This window comes from Limnothrix redekei LRLZ20PSL1 (assembly GCF_043235035.1).
GTDB lineage: Bacteria > Cyanobacteriota > Cyanobacteriia > CACIAM-69d > CACIAM-69d > CACIAM-69d.
In genome coordinates, this window is record NZ_JAZAQF010000088.1 from 25656 (window position 1) to 43572 (window position 17917).

General features: G+C 54.4%; 13 protein-coding genes. 7 read left to right on the forward strand and 6 right to left on the reverse strand.

The genetic code is table 11. The annotated features are described in order from the left end of the window. Window positions 1-241 precede the first annotated feature (241 nt). The 6 genes from VPK24_RS16630 (at window position 242) to VPK24_RS16655 (ending at window position 7594) form a co-directional block, all read left to right on the forward strand. Window positions 242-772, forward strand: coding sequence for a DUF4214 domain-containing protein (locus tag VPK24_RS16630; protein ID WP_393015049.1), 531 nt, complete (start codon window positions 242-244; stop codon window positions 770-772). A gap of 378 nt (window positions 773-1150) precedes the next feature. Further along, window positions 1151-2197, forward strand: a complete 1047-nt coding sequence (locus VPK24_RS16635) for an ABC transporter substrate-binding protein (RefSeq protein ID WP_393015051.1) — start codon at window positions 1151-1153, stop codon at window positions 2195-2197. A 318-nt stretch (window positions 2198-2515) separates the two neighbouring features. Beyond that, entirely contained in the window at window positions 2516-3931 is a 1416-nt protein-coding gene (locus tag VPK24_RS16640) for an aldehyde dehydrogenase (protein WP_393015052.1), read from the forward strand. A 231-nt stretch (window positions 3932-4162) separates the two neighbouring features. Continuing rightward, the gene (locus tag VPK24_RS16645) at window positions 4163-5899 is read left to right on the forward strand and encodes a diflavin flavoprotein (RefSeq protein WP_393015054.1); all 1737 of its coding nucleotides are present in this window, start codon (window positions 4163-4165) and stop codon (window positions 5897-5899) included. A 78-nt stretch (window positions 5900-5977) separates the two neighbouring features. After that, a complete protein-coding gene (locus tag VPK24_RS16650; protein ID WP_393015056.1) occupies window positions 5978-6658 on the forward strand; it encodes a pseudouridine synthase in 681 nt (226 codons plus the stop codon). 66 nt (window positions 6659-6724) lie between these two features. Further along, window positions 6725-7594, forward strand: coding sequence for a transglutaminase family protein (locus VPK24_RS16655; RefSeq protein WP_393015058.1), 870 nt, complete (start codon window positions 6725-6727; stop codon window positions 7592-7594). A 165-nt stretch (window positions 7595-7759) separates the two neighbouring features. Here the strand turns inward: VPK24_RS16655 and VPK24_RS16660 are convergent, their stop codons facing one another. From VPK24_RS16660 to VPK24_RS16685, 6 genes are all read right to left on the reverse strand, one after another. Beyond that, window positions 7760-8137, reverse strand: coding sequence for a response regulator (locus VPK24_RS16660; protein ID WP_190532714.1), 378 nt, complete (start codon window positions 8135-8137; stop codon window positions 7760-7762). Window positions 8138-8586: 449 nt separating this feature from the next. Then, window positions 8587-10521, reverse strand: a complete 1935-nt coding sequence (locus VPK24_RS16665; protein ID WP_393015060.1) for a response regulator — start codon at window positions 10519-10521, stop codon at window positions 8587-8589. 217 nt (window positions 10522-10738) lie between these two features. After that, window positions 10739-12265 (reverse strand): UDP-N-acetylmuramoyl-L-alanyl-D-glutamate--2,6-diaminopimelate ligase, encoded by a 1527-nt coding sequence (locus VPK24_RS16670; protein ID WP_393015218.1) that lies wholly within the window; start codon window positions 12263-12265, stop codon window positions 10739-10741. Window positions 12266-12299: 34 nt separating this feature from the next. Beyond that, window positions 12300-12605, reverse strand: coding sequence for a glutaredoxin family protein (locus VPK24_RS16675; protein WP_393015062.1), 306 nt, complete (start codon window positions 12603-12605; stop codon window positions 12300-12302). A gap of 294 nt (window positions 12606-12899) precedes the next feature. Further along, the gene (locus VPK24_RS16680) at window positions 12900-14183 is read right to left on the reverse strand and encodes a response regulator (RefSeq protein ID WP_393015064.1); all 1284 of its coding nucleotides are present in this window, start codon (window positions 14181-14183) and stop codon (window positions 12900-12902) included. Between the two features lie 1063 nt (window positions 14184-15246). Continuing rightward, window positions 15247-16473 (reverse strand): EAL domain-containing protein, encoded by a 1227-nt coding sequence (locus VPK24_RS16685; protein ID WP_393015066.1) that lies wholly within the window; start codon window positions 16471-16473, stop codon window positions 15247-15249. A gap of 639 nt (window positions 16474-17112) precedes the next feature. Between VPK24_RS16685 and VPK24_RS16690 the strand changes: the two genes are divergently transcribed. Continuing rightward, entirely contained in the window at window positions 17113-17406 is a 294-nt protein-coding gene (locus tag VPK24_RS16690; protein ID WP_393015068.1) for a hypothetical protein, read from the forward strand. Window positions 17407-17917 lie beyond the last annotated feature (511 nt).

Here is a 17917-nt window from a genome sequence, read left to right on the forward strand (position 1 = left end):
TCACAGCCATGTCATTTAACCCAGTGAATTAAGGCAGCCATGCTACTAGCTCAAGTCGGGCTTCCGTCGCGGAGTCTTTGGGCAATCCAATTCCCGCCATTCAACCTCTTTGAAAGTTTCGTGAACAAGTGCCGGATCCCTTTTAAGGTTCGGAACTTTCCCCTTAGAATGGGGAGACAACTTCGCCGTTGCTACCCGACTTTGCAACCTAAGTTGGCATCTGATGCTGAAGCTCAACGAGATGCTCCAAATGCTCCCGAGCCGATCGCCCCGTCGATCGCTCAGTACCGTGTTGGCCACTACCCTCGCCGCCAGCGCGATCGCCCTGCCCAGCCAGGGCAGCAGCCTTTGCGTGGGCAATCGCCAACAGTCCCTCTGTCTGGAGTCCGGCGCACAGTACGTGAGTGTGGCCGGCGCTTGGGATGAATCGCTGTTGGCAACGGGCATTGATCCTGGTCATGCGGCCGAGGTCGATCGCCTCTATCAATCCGTCCTGGGTCGTCCGGCAGATCTGGCCGGGCTGCGCACCTACGTTCGAGCGCTGGAACAGGGTTGGTCAGTGCGCAAAGTGCGCTGGGCCATTGCCAACAGTGCCGAAGCACAGGTGGCGATTCACCGCATCTATCGGGAAGTGCTCGATCGCGCGGCCGACGAAGAAGGCCTGGATACCTATCGCGATCGCTTGGAACGGGGCTGGGAACTGAGTCGCGTTCGCACCGACATTGGCTCCAGCTACGAAGCCCAATCCCGCCGCCGCAGCCTCACCAGCTAGGTGATCGGTTACTCCAAGTCTGGCGAAAGTCTCGCTCTGGACAGCCTGGAGCCGCACCCAACCGGCTCGAAATCGCAAAACGAATTCCAAAATCCAAAAGCCCACGCTTGCTTTCGATGGCAGCGTGGGCTTGCTGCGATCCCGCTCATTTAGAAACCAATTTAGAAATTGCTGGCATTCCACAGATTCAGCGCAGATTCAGCGATAAGACCTGGAAACGCGGCTGAGAACCGAAGTTTGGCAACGAAGTTTGGCAACGAAGCTTGAAAATGACGGCGCAAGGCATGGGAAGTTTAGAATTCAAGGAGCAGGGCTAATCAGGGCTGACCGATCGAGCCGTTGAACTCAAAATTCTCAATCTTCCCGATAATTAACCCTATGTCTCCGTTGAACGATTCCGCCTTCACCCGTCGTCGGTTGCTGCAATACGGGGCGATCGCCCTCGGTTCCGGCTTGGTCACCGCCTGTGGCAACAACACCAGCAGCGAACCCAGCCCAACCGGCGAAAAGGGCCTCGATCGGGTCACCCTCGCCACAGACTGGGTTGCCCAAGCGGAACATGGCGGCTTTTACCAAGCCCTGGCCACCGGCATTTATCAGGAATATGGCCTGGATGTAAAAATTCGGATGGGCGGCCCCCAGGCGGCCACAGGCACACAACTGCTGTTTGGGAAAGTGGTGGACTTTGCCATGAGCAACAGCACGATCGCCCTGAATGCCGTCGCGGAAGGCGTTCCAAAAATCACCGTCGCCGCCTATTTCCAAAAGGATCCCCGCTGCATTGTGGCCCATCCCGGCGTAAAAGATTTGTCGGAACTGAAGGGCAAGCCCCTGTTTGTCACGCCCCAAGCCGTTTCAGATTTTTGGGGGCTGTTGGCTAAGAAATACGGATTTACGGATAGTCAGCGCCGGGTTTATAACTTTAACCCCGCTCCCTTTTTGGCTGATAAAACTTCTGCTCAACAGGGATTTGTCACCTCAGAACCCTACACCATCGAAAAGGAAGGCGGCTTCAAACCCAGCGTTTTCTTGCTAGCTGATGTGGGCTATAAACCCTACGCCACCACCATCGACACCACATCCCAAATGATTGCTGAAAAGCCCGATGTGGTGAAACGTTTTGTGCAAGCTTCTGCTAAAGGTTGGTATAGCTATTTAGCCGATCCAACACCCGGCAATGCCTTGATTAAAAAAGACTATCCAGAGATGACAGACGATCGCTTAACCTATGGTCTCGGGAAGCTCAAGGAATATGGCATTGTGCTTTCGGGCGATGCAATTACTAACGGCATTGGCTACATGACCGAAGCCCGTTGGCAGGAATTTTTTGAAAACATGGTTGAGTATGGGGTTTATCCCAAAACACTGGATTATCGCAAGGCTTTCACCCTCGATTTTGTGCAAGATTTGCCCACCTCGGCCTAAGGCTGGCTAATCCTGGTGAGCATTTGTCCAAGCGCCTAATTCCATCATCGCGCGATCAAAGACAAGGTGCTTGATCCCCTTACCTGGGGATTGGAGACAAGGTGCTTGATCCCCTTGCCTGGGGCAGATCGGTTGAAAAAACCAGCCTTCCAGTGCCCGTTGAGCTTAACTGAACTGATACTAGATCCTGGTTACCGTTCCGAAGCTGGAATCGGAATCTTTCAGTAAATTAGTGATCAGCGCACACTTGCGGGACAACTCCCTTTCGAGTCATTCGAGGGTTCATTCAAGGGTTCATTCAAGAGTTAATCAACAGTTATGGTGATCGCCACGCAACCGACCAATTCGGCTCATTGGGATCTTGAGACCCAAATTCGGGAAACCCTCGATCGCCAACGACAGTTTTTTGCCACCGGCCGCACCCGCGATTTGGAATTTCGGCGCGACCAATTAACCAAGCTGCGCCAAGCGATTCAGGCCAAGCAGGACGCGATCGTGGCAGCGGTGCAACAGGACTTGGGCCGACCGGAATATGAGGCCTATTTTGAATTGGCTTCGATCGCAGAAGTTGACGGGGCCCTGAAAAATTTAACCCAATGGGCCAAGCCTCAAAAGGTCAAGTTGTCGATCGATCAATGGCCGGGTTCCGCTTGGATTGAGCCGCAACCCTTGGGGGTGGCGCTGATTATTGGCCCCTGGAACTATCCCTTTTCTTTGGCGATTTCACCGTTGGTGGGGGCGATCGCGGCGGGAAATTGCGCGATCGTGAAACCCTCGGAAGTGGCTCCGGCCACGGCGGCAGTGGTGGCAACCCTGATTCGGGAAACCTTTGACCCGGCTTTTGTGGCGGTGTTTGAAGGGGATGCTGTCACCAGCCAAGCCCTGTTGGCCAACAAGTTTGACCATATTTTCTTCACGGGTGGGACGGCCATTGGGCGCATTGTGATGGCAGCGGCGGCCAAGCACCTCACGCCGGTCACCCTGGAGTTGGGGGGCAAGAGTCCTTGCTTTGTGACGGCGGATGCCAATCTGGCGATCGCGGCGAAGCGGATCGCTTGGGGCAAATTCCTCAACGCGGGCCAAACTTGCATCGCACCGGATTATCTTTTGGTCGATCGGGCGGTGATGCCGGAGTTGCTGGCCCAATTGCGCGGGGCGGTCACGGCATTTTATGGAACCGATCCGGCTCAAAGCGGGGATTTTGGGCGAATTATTAACGATCGCCAGTTTGATCGCCTGGCTACTTTGCTGGAGTCTGGGAAACCGTTCTTGGGCGGCCAACACAACCGCGCCGATCGTTACATTGCTCCCACAATCCTCACCGATGTGGATTGGGACAGCCCCGTGATGGCCGATGAAATTTTTGGGCCCATTCTGCCGGTGTTGCCCTACGACCAACTGGATCAGGCGATCGCCCAAGTGAACAGCCGCCCCAAACCCCTGGCGCTGTATGTGTTCTCGGAAAATACCCAAACCCAACGCTACTTGCTCGATCGCACCAGTTCCGGCGGCGCTTGCATCAATGAAACGGTGATGCATGTGGGTTGTCCATCGCTGCCCTTTGGCGGGGTGGGCGACAGCGGCATCGGCAGCTATCACGGCAAGGCCAGCTTTGACACCTTCTCGCACCATCGCAGCGTTTTGAAGAAGGCCACTTGGCTCGATTTAGATTGGCGCTATGCCCCCTATGCTCAAAAGGTCGGCCTGATTAAAAAATTGCTGGGTATGGGCTAGAGCGGGCGATCCTCCCGAGATCCCTCCCGATCCGCAAAGACAAGGGGCTGAAGCCCCTTGCGCCCAGAACCAGGGGTGCTGTGCCAGGACTTCAAGACTCTGTTCAGCCTCCCTCTCAGATTTGATTAACCAGCCGATTACATTTTGCAAAGCGATCGCCCGTTGATTGCGCCCACGATCCCGCTAGGATGGCAACTATAGGGATCAGGCTTGAACCACGGAGCCACAGCAATGACGATCGCCACAGCAACCCCCCCAACGGCCAAACCCCGCGACGTGCAAGTGATGCCGATTGGCCCTGGCACCACCGTGTTGCGATCGCGCACCTGGGAACGCCTGAAATTTGAAATTGAATATTCCCTCAAAAAAGGCACCACCGCCAATGCCTATCTGATTCAAGGCGATCAGGTGGCCCTGATTGACCCGCCGGGGCAAACCTTCACCGATGTGTTTTTGAATAAATTGGCGCAGCAGTTGGGCGATCGGGCGATCGACTACGTTATTTTGGGTCACCTGAACGCCAACCGGGCCGCCACCATTGAAAGACTCCTGGAAGCCAGCCAGCCCCCCCGCTTCATTTGCTCCAACCCGGCGGCCATCACCCTGCGATCGCTCTTTCCCGATCGGGACTTGACGATCGAGGTGGTGCGTAGTGAAGAAACCTTTGACCTGGGCCAAGGCCACCTGCTGAAATTCATCCCGATTCCAACGCCCCGTTGGCCCGATGGCATGGTTACCTACGACCCCGCCAGCCAAATTGCCTTCACCGACAAGCTTTACGGGGCCCATGTTTGCGGCGATCAGATTTTTGATGAGGGCTGGCAGATCTACGAGGACGATCGACGGTTTTATTATGACTGCTTGCACGCTTCCCAGCCCAAACAGGTCAGCACCGCCCTCGATAAATTAGACGACCTGCCCGCCGCCACCTACGCGCCGGGCCACGGGCCGATCGTGCGCTATGGCTTTGCGGAACTGCGCCACGCCTATCGCCACTGGACGCAACAGCAGACAGAAAAGGAACTTTCCGTGGCCCTGATTTTCGCCTCGGCCTATGGCAACACGGCCGCCGTGGCCCAAAGCATTGCCCGAGGCATCACCAAGGCCGGCGTGGCGGTGGAGTCGATCAACTGTGAATATTTGGATCCAGAGGAAATTAAAGGGGCGATCGAGAAATGCGCCGGTTTCATCATCGGCTCCCCCACCTTGGGCGGCCATGCTCCCACCCAAATCCAAACGGCCCTGGGCATTGTCCTGAACAGTGCTGACAAGAGCAAACCCGCCGGGGTGTTCGGCTCTTTTGGTTGGAGCGGCGAGGCGATCGACCTGTTGGAAAACAAACTCCAGGACGGGGGCTACCAATTTGCCATGCCCACGATTCGGGTCAAATTTGCCCCCACCCAAGCGGTCTTGCAACAGTGCGAAGAGGCGGGCACGGACTTTGCCCAGGCCCTGCAACGGGCCAACAAGCGCCGCGCTCCCAAACCGGCCGCCGGTACGGCCGATCGCACGGCCCAGGCCGTTGGGCGCGTGGTGGGTTCCCTGTGTGTGGTCACCGCCAGCCAGGATGATGTGCAAACCGCCATGCTGGCCTCCTGGGTCTCCCAAGCCACCTTCAAGCCACCGGGGGTGACGATCGCCGTGGCCAAGGAACGGGCGATCGAGTCCCTGATGCATGAGGGTTCGCAGTTTGTCCTGAACGTGTTGGCGGAAGGCAAACAACTGCGGCGGCACTTCATGAAAAACTTCCCGCCAGGGGCCGATCGGTTCGAGGGATTACAAGTGGAAACCGCCAGCAATGGTTGTCCGGTGTTAACCGATGCCCTGGCTTTTCTGGAATGCACCGTGCGCAGTCGCATGGAATGTGGCGATCACTGGGTGGTTTATGCCACTGCTAACAGCGGCAAAGTGCTCGACACCACAGGAGTCACGGCGGTTCACCACCGGCGATCGGGCAGCCACTACTAAAACACCGCACTGCAACACCGCACTGCAACACCGCGCTGCAACACCGCGCTGCCCCTTGCCCCTTTTTTCCGCCCGACCATGGCCCGCTACGTCCTGTTTTATAAGCCCTTTCAGGTGATGAGCCAATTTAGCCCCTCCGAGGGCAAGGCCACCCTGAAGGACTTCATTGATGTGCCTGAGATCTACCCGATCGGACGGTTGGATTGGGACAGCGAAGGGTTAATGCTGCTGTCAGACGATGGGCCGCTGCAACACCGGTTAAGCGATCCCCGCTGGGGCCATCCCCGCACCTACTGGGCCCAGGTGGAACAGATTCCCCCGGATCAGGCGATCGCCCAACTGCAACAGGGCGTGACCATTCAAGACTACCGAACCCGCCCCGCTCAGGTGCGTCTGTTGCCCGAGGAGCCAACCCTGCCGCCTCGCAATCCGCCCATTCGGTTCCGGAAATCCGTGCCCACCGCCTGGTTGGAGTTAACCCTCACCGAAGGCCACAATCGCCAGGTGCGACGGATGACGGCGGCCGTGGGCCATCCCACCTTGCGCTTGGTGCGAGTGGCGATCGGGTCGCTCACCTTGGCGGGGTTGGAGCCGGGCCAGTGGCGCTTCCTGACCGCAACGGAACTAGCCAGCCTGCGGGCGATCGCCCAATCTTCCCAGCCAGCCTCGGCGGTCAGGGGTGAACCCACTGCTCGATCGCCCCGAAGTCGCCCGGCCAAACGTCGGGGGCGATCGCGCCGATCTCCAGCTTCCTCCTAAACCCCACTTCCAAGGGGGACTTCCTTAAAATGGCCATGGAATCCCCATTGTTCGTTAGGCCGGGCCATGCGCTATCGCATCCATCACGCAATTCATTACACCTATAGCCAACCCGTCGAACTTGGCCCCCATACCCTGCGATTGCGGCCCCGCTGCGATGGATCCCAGGTCTTGCACGATTTTCAACTTCAGGTGTCGCCGCACCCCCTGGGTTTAGCCGATATTTTTGACCTGGAAGGCAACACAGTCATTCAAAGTTGGTTTAACCGAGATCTGGTGGAATCCTTGCATGTGAAGGCCACCAGCATCGTGGAAACCCTGCGATCGAACCCGTTTAACTTTTTGCTGGAACCTTGGGCCCTGTCGCTCCCCTTCGACTATCCCGCCTCAACACTGGCCCAGGTGCGGCCTTACCTGAGCGATCAACGGTTGGGGGGCGATCGACTCGATCCCGCCATTTGGGAGTTAGCCCAAGGGTTGCTTTACAAAAACCATGGCAACACCCTGGACTTTTTGGGCGACTTGAACCAAACGGTCTATAACCACTGTTGCTATCAGCAGCGAGAAACGGGCGACCCAATGCCACCGGGCATGACTTGGCGGCGCAAAACCGGCTCCTGTCGCGATTTATCGGTGTTGTTTATGGAGGTTTGCCGGGTGGTGGGCTTGGCGGTGCGGTTTGTCAGTGGCTATGAAGCGGGTGACCCCAAATTGCCCGAAAAGCACCTGCACGCCTGGGTTGAAGTCTTTTTGCCGGGGGCCGGGTGGCGAGGCTATGACCCCACCCAAGGGCTGGTCACGGCCGATCGGCATATTCCCCTGGCTGCCAGCGCTTTCCCCCAAAACACGGCCCCCATGCCGGGCACGTTTCGCGGGCGATCGGCCTCGGCCCACATGACCTTTGAATTAGAAATTGAGCCAATTGACTCGATTTGACTCAATTTGATCCGATTGAACCAGTTCCGGTGCAGCGGAATTCGATCAAACCGAATTGGACTAGATTTGACTGAATTGAACTAGATTTGACTCGATCGCCCCAGTTTCAAGCCGCTCAACCTAATCATCTCAGCCGAGTCATCTCAACCTAATGATGAGAAATTATTAGGAAGACCAGCCCAAAATTTGACAAATGGAATCTCCCAACACCAAGGGATCAAATGGCTTGGTAACCACTGCGGCCGCCTTCAAATGAGCATAGCGTTGGCGATCGGCCGCTTGCACCTTGGCAGTCAATAAAATGACAGGAATATGACTGGTGGAGGGATTTTTTTGCAATGCTTCCAAGGTTGCCGTGCCATCCATTTGTGGCATCATCACATCCAACAAAATTGCGTCAGGTTGTTGGGCCGCAGCCACGGCAATTCCTTCAGCACCGGAAGCCGCCAGCAACACCTGCCAACCATTACAAACTTCCAGACCAATGCGCGCAATTTCTCGCATGTCTGGTTCATCATCAATAACAAGCACTTGTTTAGTCATAGGAGATGGAGAGGAAAATATGAATTGTGGGGCTTTTTCGTATGAATCCAGAAGCCATGGCCAGTCCAGGAGTTCAATCAAGTGCCATCGGATGCAACCAAGCAATCTAACTGGCCTAGGAAGTCCCAGCAGCGCCATCAGTCTTGTCCATCAGTTTAATTAATTGGACTATCCGTTCCACTGAATAAGCTCAATTGATCAATTTAACCAAGTCATTCAACTAATTAATCGAATTAATCGTTAATCGAGTTAAGCGAACTAATCAGATTAATCGATCCAGGTAGGTTGAGTTAATTAATTTTATTAGCTCAACCTCTTAGTTGATTAATTGAGTGGAATTAGTTGATTGAATGGGTTAAATTCAGTTGAATTGAGCTAAATTCATGAGTTCAATTCATTCCAATTAATCCTTCCAGTTAATCAAGCCAATTAGTGCCAATTAGTGCCAATTAATATTTACTAGTTGGTTTGGTGGCTCGGCCATTGAACAATTCCGATCGACCGGCTCGGATGAGCTGATGTCGCAAACTATCCGCCAATTCTTCAGCACTTGGAAGCTCTAGGATACAGGCAGTTGCCCCGGACTGGTAGAGTCGATCGAGGGTTTGGGGCGAGGCTTCGGAGGCAAAAACAATCACCGGGATTCGCCGCCCGCCAAATCCCTCGCTGCGGAGGGCCCTCGTCCATAAAACGCCTCCCCAGGGGCTGCTATCGGCCGCCAGCAAAATGAGATCCGGCCGACTGGCGGCCATGCTGGCGCTGACGCGTTGGGGTTGGGAAACGGCGGCCAGCGTCCATTGTTGTTGCTGGCAACAGCGTCTTACCAGGTTGTTGGCGTTGTTAGACAGGCCAATGGCCAGAATTCGCAAATTGCCCCCAATGCGTTGTTCGGTTTGGTATTGACTGAGGGCTTGGATCAGGGGCGTGATCGAGCGATCGACCGTCCAATCCGTGTCCCAGCCTTCATCCGCAAATTGCAGCAGATCATTGGGGTCGGACTGCTCCATCAGGGCGATCGCGATCAGGGATGGTTGGCGCTGGCGCAAGCTGGGTAATACCGCCAGAAAATCGGCCCGCTCCGGATCGCTCCAATCCATAATTACCACACTGGGCAAGGCGGTGGCAGGTTGCGTGAGCCAAGTGGTGGGAGAACTGGGCAGCACCAGGTCAATCAAGGCCCCTTCTTGGGCGATGGCGGCGGCCAGGGCCTGAGACCAGCGGCTGTTGTTGCCCAAATAAACCAGCCGCAGGCGATTGTGTTCGATCTGCTGGCGGCTTTGAATTTCGCGGCGCAGATCACCCACCAAGGCAATGAGGGTTTGGTGGGCCAGTTGCAGGATGCTGTGGCGATTGGTGGCCGTTGGACTCGTGGCGGCCGAATTGGCGGCGCAACCGAAGCCGTTGGGGTCAGGAGGGCTGTGGGGATCTTGGGCGTAGGGTTGCAGTTGTTGTAGTTGCTCTTCAATGGCGCGGGCCAGTTGGGAACCGCGCACCAATCCAAATGGCCCCAAGGAGCCGATCAGTTTGTGGGCATCTTCCAGGGCCCGCAGGCGATCGGCTTCGCAGAGGCGATCAGCCCCAATGCCCGCTGTTACTCGCTCCAGGGACTCCAGCCGCTCATAGATCATCCCTTCAAAGCGTTCCCAGGCGCGATCGAGCGCCGAGCGCAACCGCAGGGACACATCCCCATCCTGGGGTTCCGGCACCTGAGCGCTCCCGGGCCGCAGCCGGTAGCCCATGCCATAAACCGTTTCAATGAGATCCCGCGCTCCCACCAGGGCCAACTTGCGCCGCACACCTTTGATGTGGGCTTTGACGGTTTCTTCGCCGGGAAAATCGCCCACAGACCACAGGTGTTCGAGGATAGCGTTGCGGGAAAACAACCGCCGGGGATGGCGCAAAAACAATTCCAGGAGGCTGTATTCCTTGGGGCTGAGGTTGATGGGGCGATTGCTATAGGTCACTTGACCGGCGCTCGGATCCAAACGCAGGGGGCCCCATTCCAACACGGGCGCATCGGTCGATCGCTGGCGACGCAACAGGGCCCGCACCCGCGCCATCAGTTCTTGGACGGTGCAAGGCTTGACCACATAATCATCAGCCCCGGCATCCAGACCCTTTACCTTGTCTTCGGTTTCGCCCTTGGCGGTCAACAGCAAGATGGGGCCCGTATACTTTTCCCGCCGCAGATGGCGACACAGACTCAGGCCATCCAGTCGAGGCAGGGTCACATCCAGAATGATCAGGTCATAGGTAAACGATCGGGTGTAATCCAGTCCCTCTTGCCCATCCTCAGCCACATCCACTACATAGAACTGCTCCGCCAGGGCCGCGCCGAGCGTGTGGGAAATGGCTGGGTCATCTTCAACTAACAGGAATCTCACGCAACTTCGCAGAAACGGTATCAATCTTCCACAGAATCATGGGCAAATCCAAACGGGGGCGCTCAGGGATGAGATTTAACAGTTTTTAACAGATTCAGCCAATAGATCGCGGGCGGGCGGGGTCGGAGCATGGGATACGCCCCTGATTTTTCGATCGCTGAATCTCATGGAGTTGTATCCAGGTGCTTCAACCTGCTTTAACTTGCTTCAACCTGCTTCAACTTGCAGTAGTTGTAATGGTTTCTTGCAATCGCAGGCGTAGGGCCGCTTCGGCCTGTTCCCGATCGTCAAAATGCACTTTTTCAGTGCCTAGAATTTGGTAGTCTTCGTGGCCTTTGCCCGCAATTAAGACGCAATCGCCAGGTTGGGCTTCCAGAATGGCCAGTTGGATAGCTTTGGCGCGATCGCCCTCCACAGTGTAGTTCGCAGCGACGGGAATCCCGGCCACCACATCGTTCAAAATTCGCTGGGGATTTTCGGTGCGGGGGTTGTCGGAAGTGACGATCGCCCAGTCGGACTCCTGGGCTGCAATGCCACCCATAATCGGCCGTTTGGTGCGATCGCGATCGCCCCCACAACCAAATACACAAATCAAGCGCCCTTGCACAAACGGACGGGCCGCCCGCAGGGCATTATCCAAGCTGTCGGGCGTATGGGCATAGTCCACGATCGCGCTAATGTCTTGGGGCAAGGGCGTATCGGTCACTTGGACTAACTGCATTCGGCCTGGCACACCGGGGAACTGGGCCAGGGCCTGCACCATTGCCGAAAGATCCAAACCCAAGTGCAACCCGGTGGCAGCGGCGGCCAGCCAGTTTTGCAGGTTGAATTGGCCCACGAGGGGCGATCGAAACGCGATCGCGCCAGCCGGCGTGTGCAACGTGCCGCTGACCCCATCGAGGCCATAGCTCAAATCACTCAGATAAAAATCGGCTTCGGAGTCGTCAATGCTGTAGCACCAGCAGCGATCACGATCGAGTTGAGCTGCGAGGGCCGCTCCATAGGGATCATCAAAGTTGACGATCGCCCGGCCTCGCAGGTAATTGGGCTGGAAGAGCAGGGCCTTCGCCGCAAAATACTCTTCCATCGTGTTGTGGAAGTCCAGGTGATCCTGCGTCAGGTTGGTGAAAACCGCCACCTGAAATTCACAACCCTGCACCCGTCGTTGGGCCAGGGCATGGGAGCTAACCTCCATCACGGCATAGTCCGCCCCGGCCGATCGAGCATTGGCCAACTGCTCCTGCAACTCCACCGCAAAGGGCGTGGTATGAATCGCCGTTTGCTCAAAGCCCGGCCAACGCACCACCAACGTGCCCAGCAGTGCCGTGGGGCGATCGGCCGTTTTCAATAAAAACTCAATCAATTGCGTGGTGGTGGTTTTGCCATTGGTACCCGTCACCCCCACCAATTGCAACTGCTGGGTTGGGTGGCCATGGAACGCCGCCGCCAAATCTGCACAGGCCCCCACCACGTCCATGGCCCCAATCAGGCAGGGCCCGGCCGGCTGGGTTGGCTGGGCGGCAGCAATGGCCGACGACACCACCGCCGCGATCGCCCCCGACTCGATCGCATTGGGCCAAAATTCACCGCCATCAACCCGAGTCCCCGGCAGACCAATGAACAGGTCACCCGGTTGGCAAGCCTGGGAATTGGTCGTCAGCCCCTTCACTGGGCGATCGAGTGCCGGATGGTCGGGAATCACCAGTTCCGTGGAGACGCTGGCCAGCAGTTCGCGCAAAGTCATGGGTTCCATGGGCGGTTGCCTCTCCTAAGATGGCTCAGTGGTTTTGGGTGATTGTGGCAAAGGCTTTCCGGAGGTGTTGTTCGAGCTGAACCACCGAACAGCGGGGCGACGGCCGCGGAATCGGCAATTCAGATTCCCCATCCGCCAGCCAACGCAACACCGGAATTTCGTACTGAAACGCGGCAAGCCAGCGATCGTTGGTGGTGATGTCCCGCAGCTCGATCGTGAGGTGCAGATCGCTCGACAAGTTCACCATTTCCAACTTTTCCTGCAATCCCTCACAGAGATGGCAACCGGGCTTGCTATACAAAATCAAATGGTGGGGCAGATGATGAGACAAGGGACGGGCGTTGAATGACTTGTTGAATGACGGCTGATGGCTCATGAGATCTCATGAATGGCTAGTTGATCGCTCACTGATCACGAATCCTGACGGCCACCGATGCCGGAATCATACTCCCAGCAACTACCCCCAGCAACAGCATCGAGGAACCACTTTGGGCGCATCTTGGCAAATTCGGGCACAACAGCAACCGTTCATCCGCCGGATTCATACTGGGATGGATCTGGAATGAAGATTGGTCTATGGGACTGATGCAAGTTTGGCTTTTTCGCCATCCTCTCCAAGATCCTCTCAGGCCAAAGCAGACTTGAACGCGCTGGGGGGTGAATTTAGGTTGAAGCCAGCCCCCTGATCTTGCCCATTGGTAGTGCAACCGGATAGGGACGGATCTGGATGGGGTGCATGTGGGCGGGTGGAATTGTGGCTCGGCAAGTGCCGCTCCAACGTCGCCAGAATTCGCCCACTATCCGAAACCTTCGAGAGAAACTCGGAAGCCCGCGCCAATTTGGCCCGCACCCGATCGATCGTGCCATCATGCCCGGTCAAAATCACGATCGGGGTATGCTCCAGGGCCTTCACCCGGCGAATTTGCGCACAAATTTCATAGCCATTCACCACCGGCATCACCACATCCAGCAGGATCAAATCTGGCTTTAGCTCAATCAACTGCGTCAGCGCCTGCACCGAATCCCGCATTCCACAGAACCGATAGCCCGCCTGGGTCACAATTCGTTCTAGCCGTTGCAGCACCACCATGCTGTCATCAATGCAAACCACCAAAGGCGGTTCGGCTTTGGTCGCCGGGGTGGCGGAACTCGTGGATGAGAGCATGGGGTGAAACTCCAAATCCGGCAACACCTGAAAGGTCAGCAACTGCTGCCGGAAAAAGTAACCCAGCATCCGAGCCGTCATGGCAGGGGATTGATTTAACTTCAGGGCCAAATCCCAAAAGGTGCGCCGGCCATTAAACAGCGGTTGCAAGCTCAGGGCAGTGTGCTGACGGCTATCATCCAGCTCAATGCCGGCATCCAACGACAGTCCCCGATCGATCCAAGCTTGGGCCGGCCGGTCACTCGGCAACAGTTGGCTCAAGTCCCGCGCATCTTTCAGTAATTGTTGCAGGCGATCGCCCGGCAAGTGCAGTCCCGAACCAACCACCGCACAGTCTAGCAATCGGTTCGATCGCACCTCCCAAGTCACCCGAATCGTTGCATCGGTCGCAATTTGCGTCAGCGCCTCCAGGGTCAGCGCTGCCAACACCTGCTCCGCCTTACCGCTATCTAGCCGACCTGCCATCACCGCCCGACTCAACAGCGCATATTCCCAAGGATCGTAGGAGGCCGGAGGCTGCCCCGTCGTTAATTCCGCTGGCTCAATCTGTTGCCCCATCAGAGCACGCCGCCAGCGCCGCACCCGATGATCACTGCCCGCAGTGCAAACCAACTTGCCCTGATGAAACTCCAGCCGCCAATGGGTTTGGCCCTGCCGAACCATCAATGTTCCAGACACCTGATTGTGGTTCACCTGGGCAATGGCCCGCGCGAGGGATAGCAGACCGACAACTTGGTTTGACATAGCGTACCTCGCAACTGCGCCTGTGTTCATAGGAGTAACTTGCATCCGGAGACGGGCAACTGAAGATCTTAAGTGATTTCAGTAATGTGTAGCCCTCTTGGTCTATCGATCGCCAGAGCAATTCCAGAATTTTCCAGAATTTTTCAGAGCTTATCTACAGCCAATGAATTTACTCTTACGATCGATCTTGAAACTAGCTCAGCAGTCGATTTAAACTTCAATTCTTTAAGGTTTCGTAAATGCTTACATGATTTTCAGGCATTTTCAGGCATCTATTAATCAGCTTCATCTCCCATTTAGAGCTAACTAGAAGCATTGTCAACTTTGCAGAAACACCCCCAAGTTGCATACATGATTTTAAGAAAAAATCGTGAAAAACTCGGAAAGAATGAATCATCCTTCAATTAATTGGTTGCAAGCATGTGGCAATTGACACCCATCAGCTACGGAGCTTGTTACTCAGCCAAAATTGTGCCAAGGGCGACTATTTCGACTCTCGATCATTAAGTGTTAATACTGAATTCAAACCAACCCCGATTCTTGCCCAGCACGGCTCTCGGTCTGAATTCTGGATTAATCTTGAAGCAGAGCAGTGGCTAGGTTGGTGTTCAGACTTGATGCAAGACGATTAAGGGATTGGGGAATGAACTGGCAGCGAAAATCGAAAGAGACACAGCACTCAATTCGCAGGCTCAGAGAAGGATGGATTAGGCAACAGTTTTGCCTTCGTGATTACAACAGGGCTGAACACCAGTTCCATAAACGGTGTCTATCCTAAAAGCTAAGTGACAGTCGTGGGTGTGATCTAGTGCACAGTTTCAATAATTAAGTTTGTCATGGCTGTTGGGGCTGTGTTTATACTTCCAAATCGACAGCCTTGAATGATAGGCTCATCACTCGTTAATTCGTAAATTCGTAGCCAGTGAACTTGCCAGCAACGGCTAAAGAATGCCCCCATGGACTAGTAGCCGCTGCTGGTTATTCGGTTTTTGGGCAAATCTGACTAGATGAGTTAATGGTTAAATTGGCTACTGAGTGACTCAATCCATCAGATCGCGATTCTCTATGAGTCTAGATCTTGAATGAAGTCAATTACCGCCGACGCATCCAAAGGGCGCGAAATTAAAAATCCTTGGGCCATCTGACACCCTAAGCCTTGGAGTGTGTGCAGGTGGTGTACCGACTCAATTCCCTCGGCCACAATTTGAATTCCCAGGTGCTCGGCCAGGAGGGCAATCATTCGCACGATTTCCCACTGCTCCCGCAGGATGAATGAGCGATCGATCTTCAGCGCATCGATCGGGAACTCATGGAGTCGGGCCAAGGAGGAATAGCCCGTGCCGAAGTCATCCACATAGATCGCAATGCCCAGTTGCCGGAATCCTTGCAAAATTGCCAGCACATCCATGCCCAAGTCCAAAGCAACGGATTCCGTTAGCTCTAGGTGCAAACATTGGGGGGATAATTCCGTTTCGCGCAAGATGGCTTCGCACTGCCCCAGCAGGTTTGGTTCCAACAATTGGCAGGGGGAGAGGTTCACACTAACCCACAGATCTGAGTCAATCATCCCCGTTCGCTGCCAGTGACGAAGCTGGGTGCAGGCTTCTCGGATGGCCCACAGGCCCAATTCAGCAATGAAACCGCTACTTTCGGCGATCGCAATGAAACTATCAGGCTGCAACAATCCTCGGGTGGGATGTTCCCAGCGCACCAACGCTTCCAAACCCACGGTGCGACCGCTCACCAAGCAAATCACGGGTTGGTAAACCAGTATGAATTCTCCCCGCTCAGCCGCCCCTTGCAGTTCGTTGGCCAGTCTTAGGCGCTCGATCGCAGCGGTTGTCAGGACATTGGGTTGTTGGGTTTCGCCCTCGATCGCAACGGCCAAACTCAGCAACCGATGCGTGTTAGACATGGCAATTCGCAACAGCCGCCGTGCGTTGGGATCGGTCACCGAGTCTTGATCCCTGGTGAGCAGTCGCAGGGCCCCATGAATTGAGGCGAGGGAAGCCCGCAATTCATATCCCAGAGAAACGCTGGTGTTGATGTTGGTATTGCTGTTCGTGTTGGCGGTATTTTTCAGATGATCTTTGGCATTGAGGTGAGTGTTTGCGGGTAAACTTTGAGGCAGATTTGGGGGCAGATTTGCAGATAAATTAGCAGATAGGTTAGCGGGCGTGTTGGCAGGCGAAGAGGCTGTTGCAAGAGCGGGGGAAGGGGAGTCGGATGGGTTTGGTTCGGGTAAGTCGATCGCCCTAGGCGATAACTCTGAGTCAGAAATGAGAAACATTATCCAAACTCGCTCTAATAGGTATCGTGGATCCACCGCTGTTCAATGCCAGACTAGGCAGAAAAGGTGAAAAAGTCGAGAATTACGGGAAAAAGTCGAGAATTACGGGAAATTTCATGGGTATATGAGTCATTTTTTTAGATTAACTGACCTCCTGATTTTCTCTTCACCTTGATCAAGTAATTCCTATTGATGTTTGATTCAGAACATGAAATTATTCAAAATTATTTTGCGATTTTTCAAATTTTGTTTTGATATTTATTGTTAAAAATTTCTTAAAAGATATGATTTTTAGTCTCTTTTAACAAGATTTATAAAAGCAGACGCACTTAAAATTCACAAATAACGAACTGGCAGCCCTTCATTAAGTTTTGATTTTTAGCAAGTTGGTTGACAAAAACCAACCAAAAGCTGATACAAATCGAAAATCGTAATTTGGTGTTGCAAATTTAAGTTGATACTTTGAATAAAAATTCAAGTTAAGTTCTTTTAACGATGATCAATTTACATGAAACATAGTTTTTAAGGTTGTTGAGTAAGTTTTGCGAACCAGGCGCGAGCAAGATGCGGACAAGATGCGGACAAGATCCTTATGAGTCGGGATTTGTCAGACATCCGATTAGATACCCAATAAAATCGATGAAAAGTGGTGGATTTAAAGAGTTTTTTGAGATCAAGCCATTTTGGAATTGGCTGATGGTGACTAAATTAGCGATCGGGGCACATGATGATGAACCTCAGGGCGATCGCGCGGATCTCGAGCAGCGGGAAGGTTCAAATGCTGTAATGGAGGGGGGAGACTGGACAATTTCCCCCAGCCGCTCGTCACTTGGGAAAATTGAGGGTGAGCTGCCCACAACAGGTGGCGACAAGTGCTTCAAGCGAAGTATTTCCCTGATGACTAGCACGGGATTTCGCGTAATGATGGTATAAACGATGGCGGTTGCACTCTCGTAATTACGGGTGTAGTGGAAGGCTTGATGATCACGTCGCGATCCCGTTGCAACTCAAAATTGCGATGGAGCGATTCGTTGTTTGGAGCTACCTCTATCCTCCAGGCCAAAGTGCTTGATTTAACTGATTCATTCATCAGATTTTTGTTTAATTCTCTGTTAATACCGAATCAATTCTCTGCGGCTGGGTGACAAGAGACGCTCAAATTTGTCTCTGATCAGGTGCATCTCATCTCCCTCTGCAAATAAAATTGAATCTGAAAGAAAGGTGAAACCAGGGTTCAGCGATCGCGAATCGAGTGGCTCTTATCACGAATCGGATTGCGGGTCAGGCAATAAACGATGGGGACAATTCAGGGGAGCGCATAAGATGAACTAGGGAGCCTGTCGATCGCCGTTAAAATTCAAAAGTTTTTCGGGTAGCGATGTTGTCTGCTGCTTCTGTGCAACTCATGTGGCTCTGCAAGTGCTGTACCAGGCCCAAACAGTCG

Excerpts from the sequence above, each read along its gene's own strand:
- VPK24_RS16645 (WP_393015054.1), top strand. The coding sequence starts at position 4,163 with ATGACGATCGCCACAGCAACCCCCCCAACGGCCAAACCCCGCGACGTG.
- VPK24_RS16670 (WP_393015218.1), bottom strand. The coding sequence starts at position 12,265 with ATGACTTTGCGCGAACTGCTGGCCAGCGTCTCCACGGAACTGGTGATT.
- VPK24_RS16660 (WP_190532714.1), bottom strand. The coding sequence starts at position 8,137 with ATGACTAAACAAGTGCTTGTTATTGATGATGAACCAGACATGCGAGAA.
- VPK24_RS16650 (WP_393015056.1), top strand. The coding sequence starts at position 5,978 with ATGGCCCGCTACGTCCTGTTTTATAAGCCCTTTCAGGTGATGAGCCAA.
- VPK24_RS16680 (WP_393015064.1), bottom strand. The coding sequence starts at position 14,183 with ATGTCAAACCAAGTTGTCGGTCTGCTATCCCTCGCGCGGGCCATTGCC.
- VPK24_RS16630 (WP_393015049.1), top strand. The coding sequence starts at position 242 with ATGCTCCAAATGCTCCCGAGCCGATCGCCCCGTCGATCGCTCAGTACC.
- VPK24_RS16655 (WP_393015058.1), top strand. The coding sequence starts at position 6,725 with ATGCGCTATCGCATCCATCACGCAATTCATTACACCTATAGCCAACCC.
- VPK24_RS16690 (WP_393015068.1), top strand. The coding sequence starts at position 17,113 with ATGAAAAGTGGTGGATTTAAAGAGTTTTTTGAGATCAAGCCATTTTGG.
- VPK24_RS16685 (WP_393015066.1), bottom strand. The coding sequence starts at position 16,473 with ATGTTTCTCATTTCTGACTCAGAGTTATCGCCTAGGGCGATCGACTTA.
- VPK24_RS16635 (WP_393015051.1), top strand. The coding sequence starts at position 1,151 with ATGTCTCCGTTGAACGATTCCGCCTTCACCCGTCGTCGGTTGCTGCAA.
- VPK24_RS16640 (WP_393015052.1), top strand. The coding sequence starts at position 2,516 with ATGGTGATCGCCACGCAACCGACCAATTCGGCTCATTGGGATCTTGAG.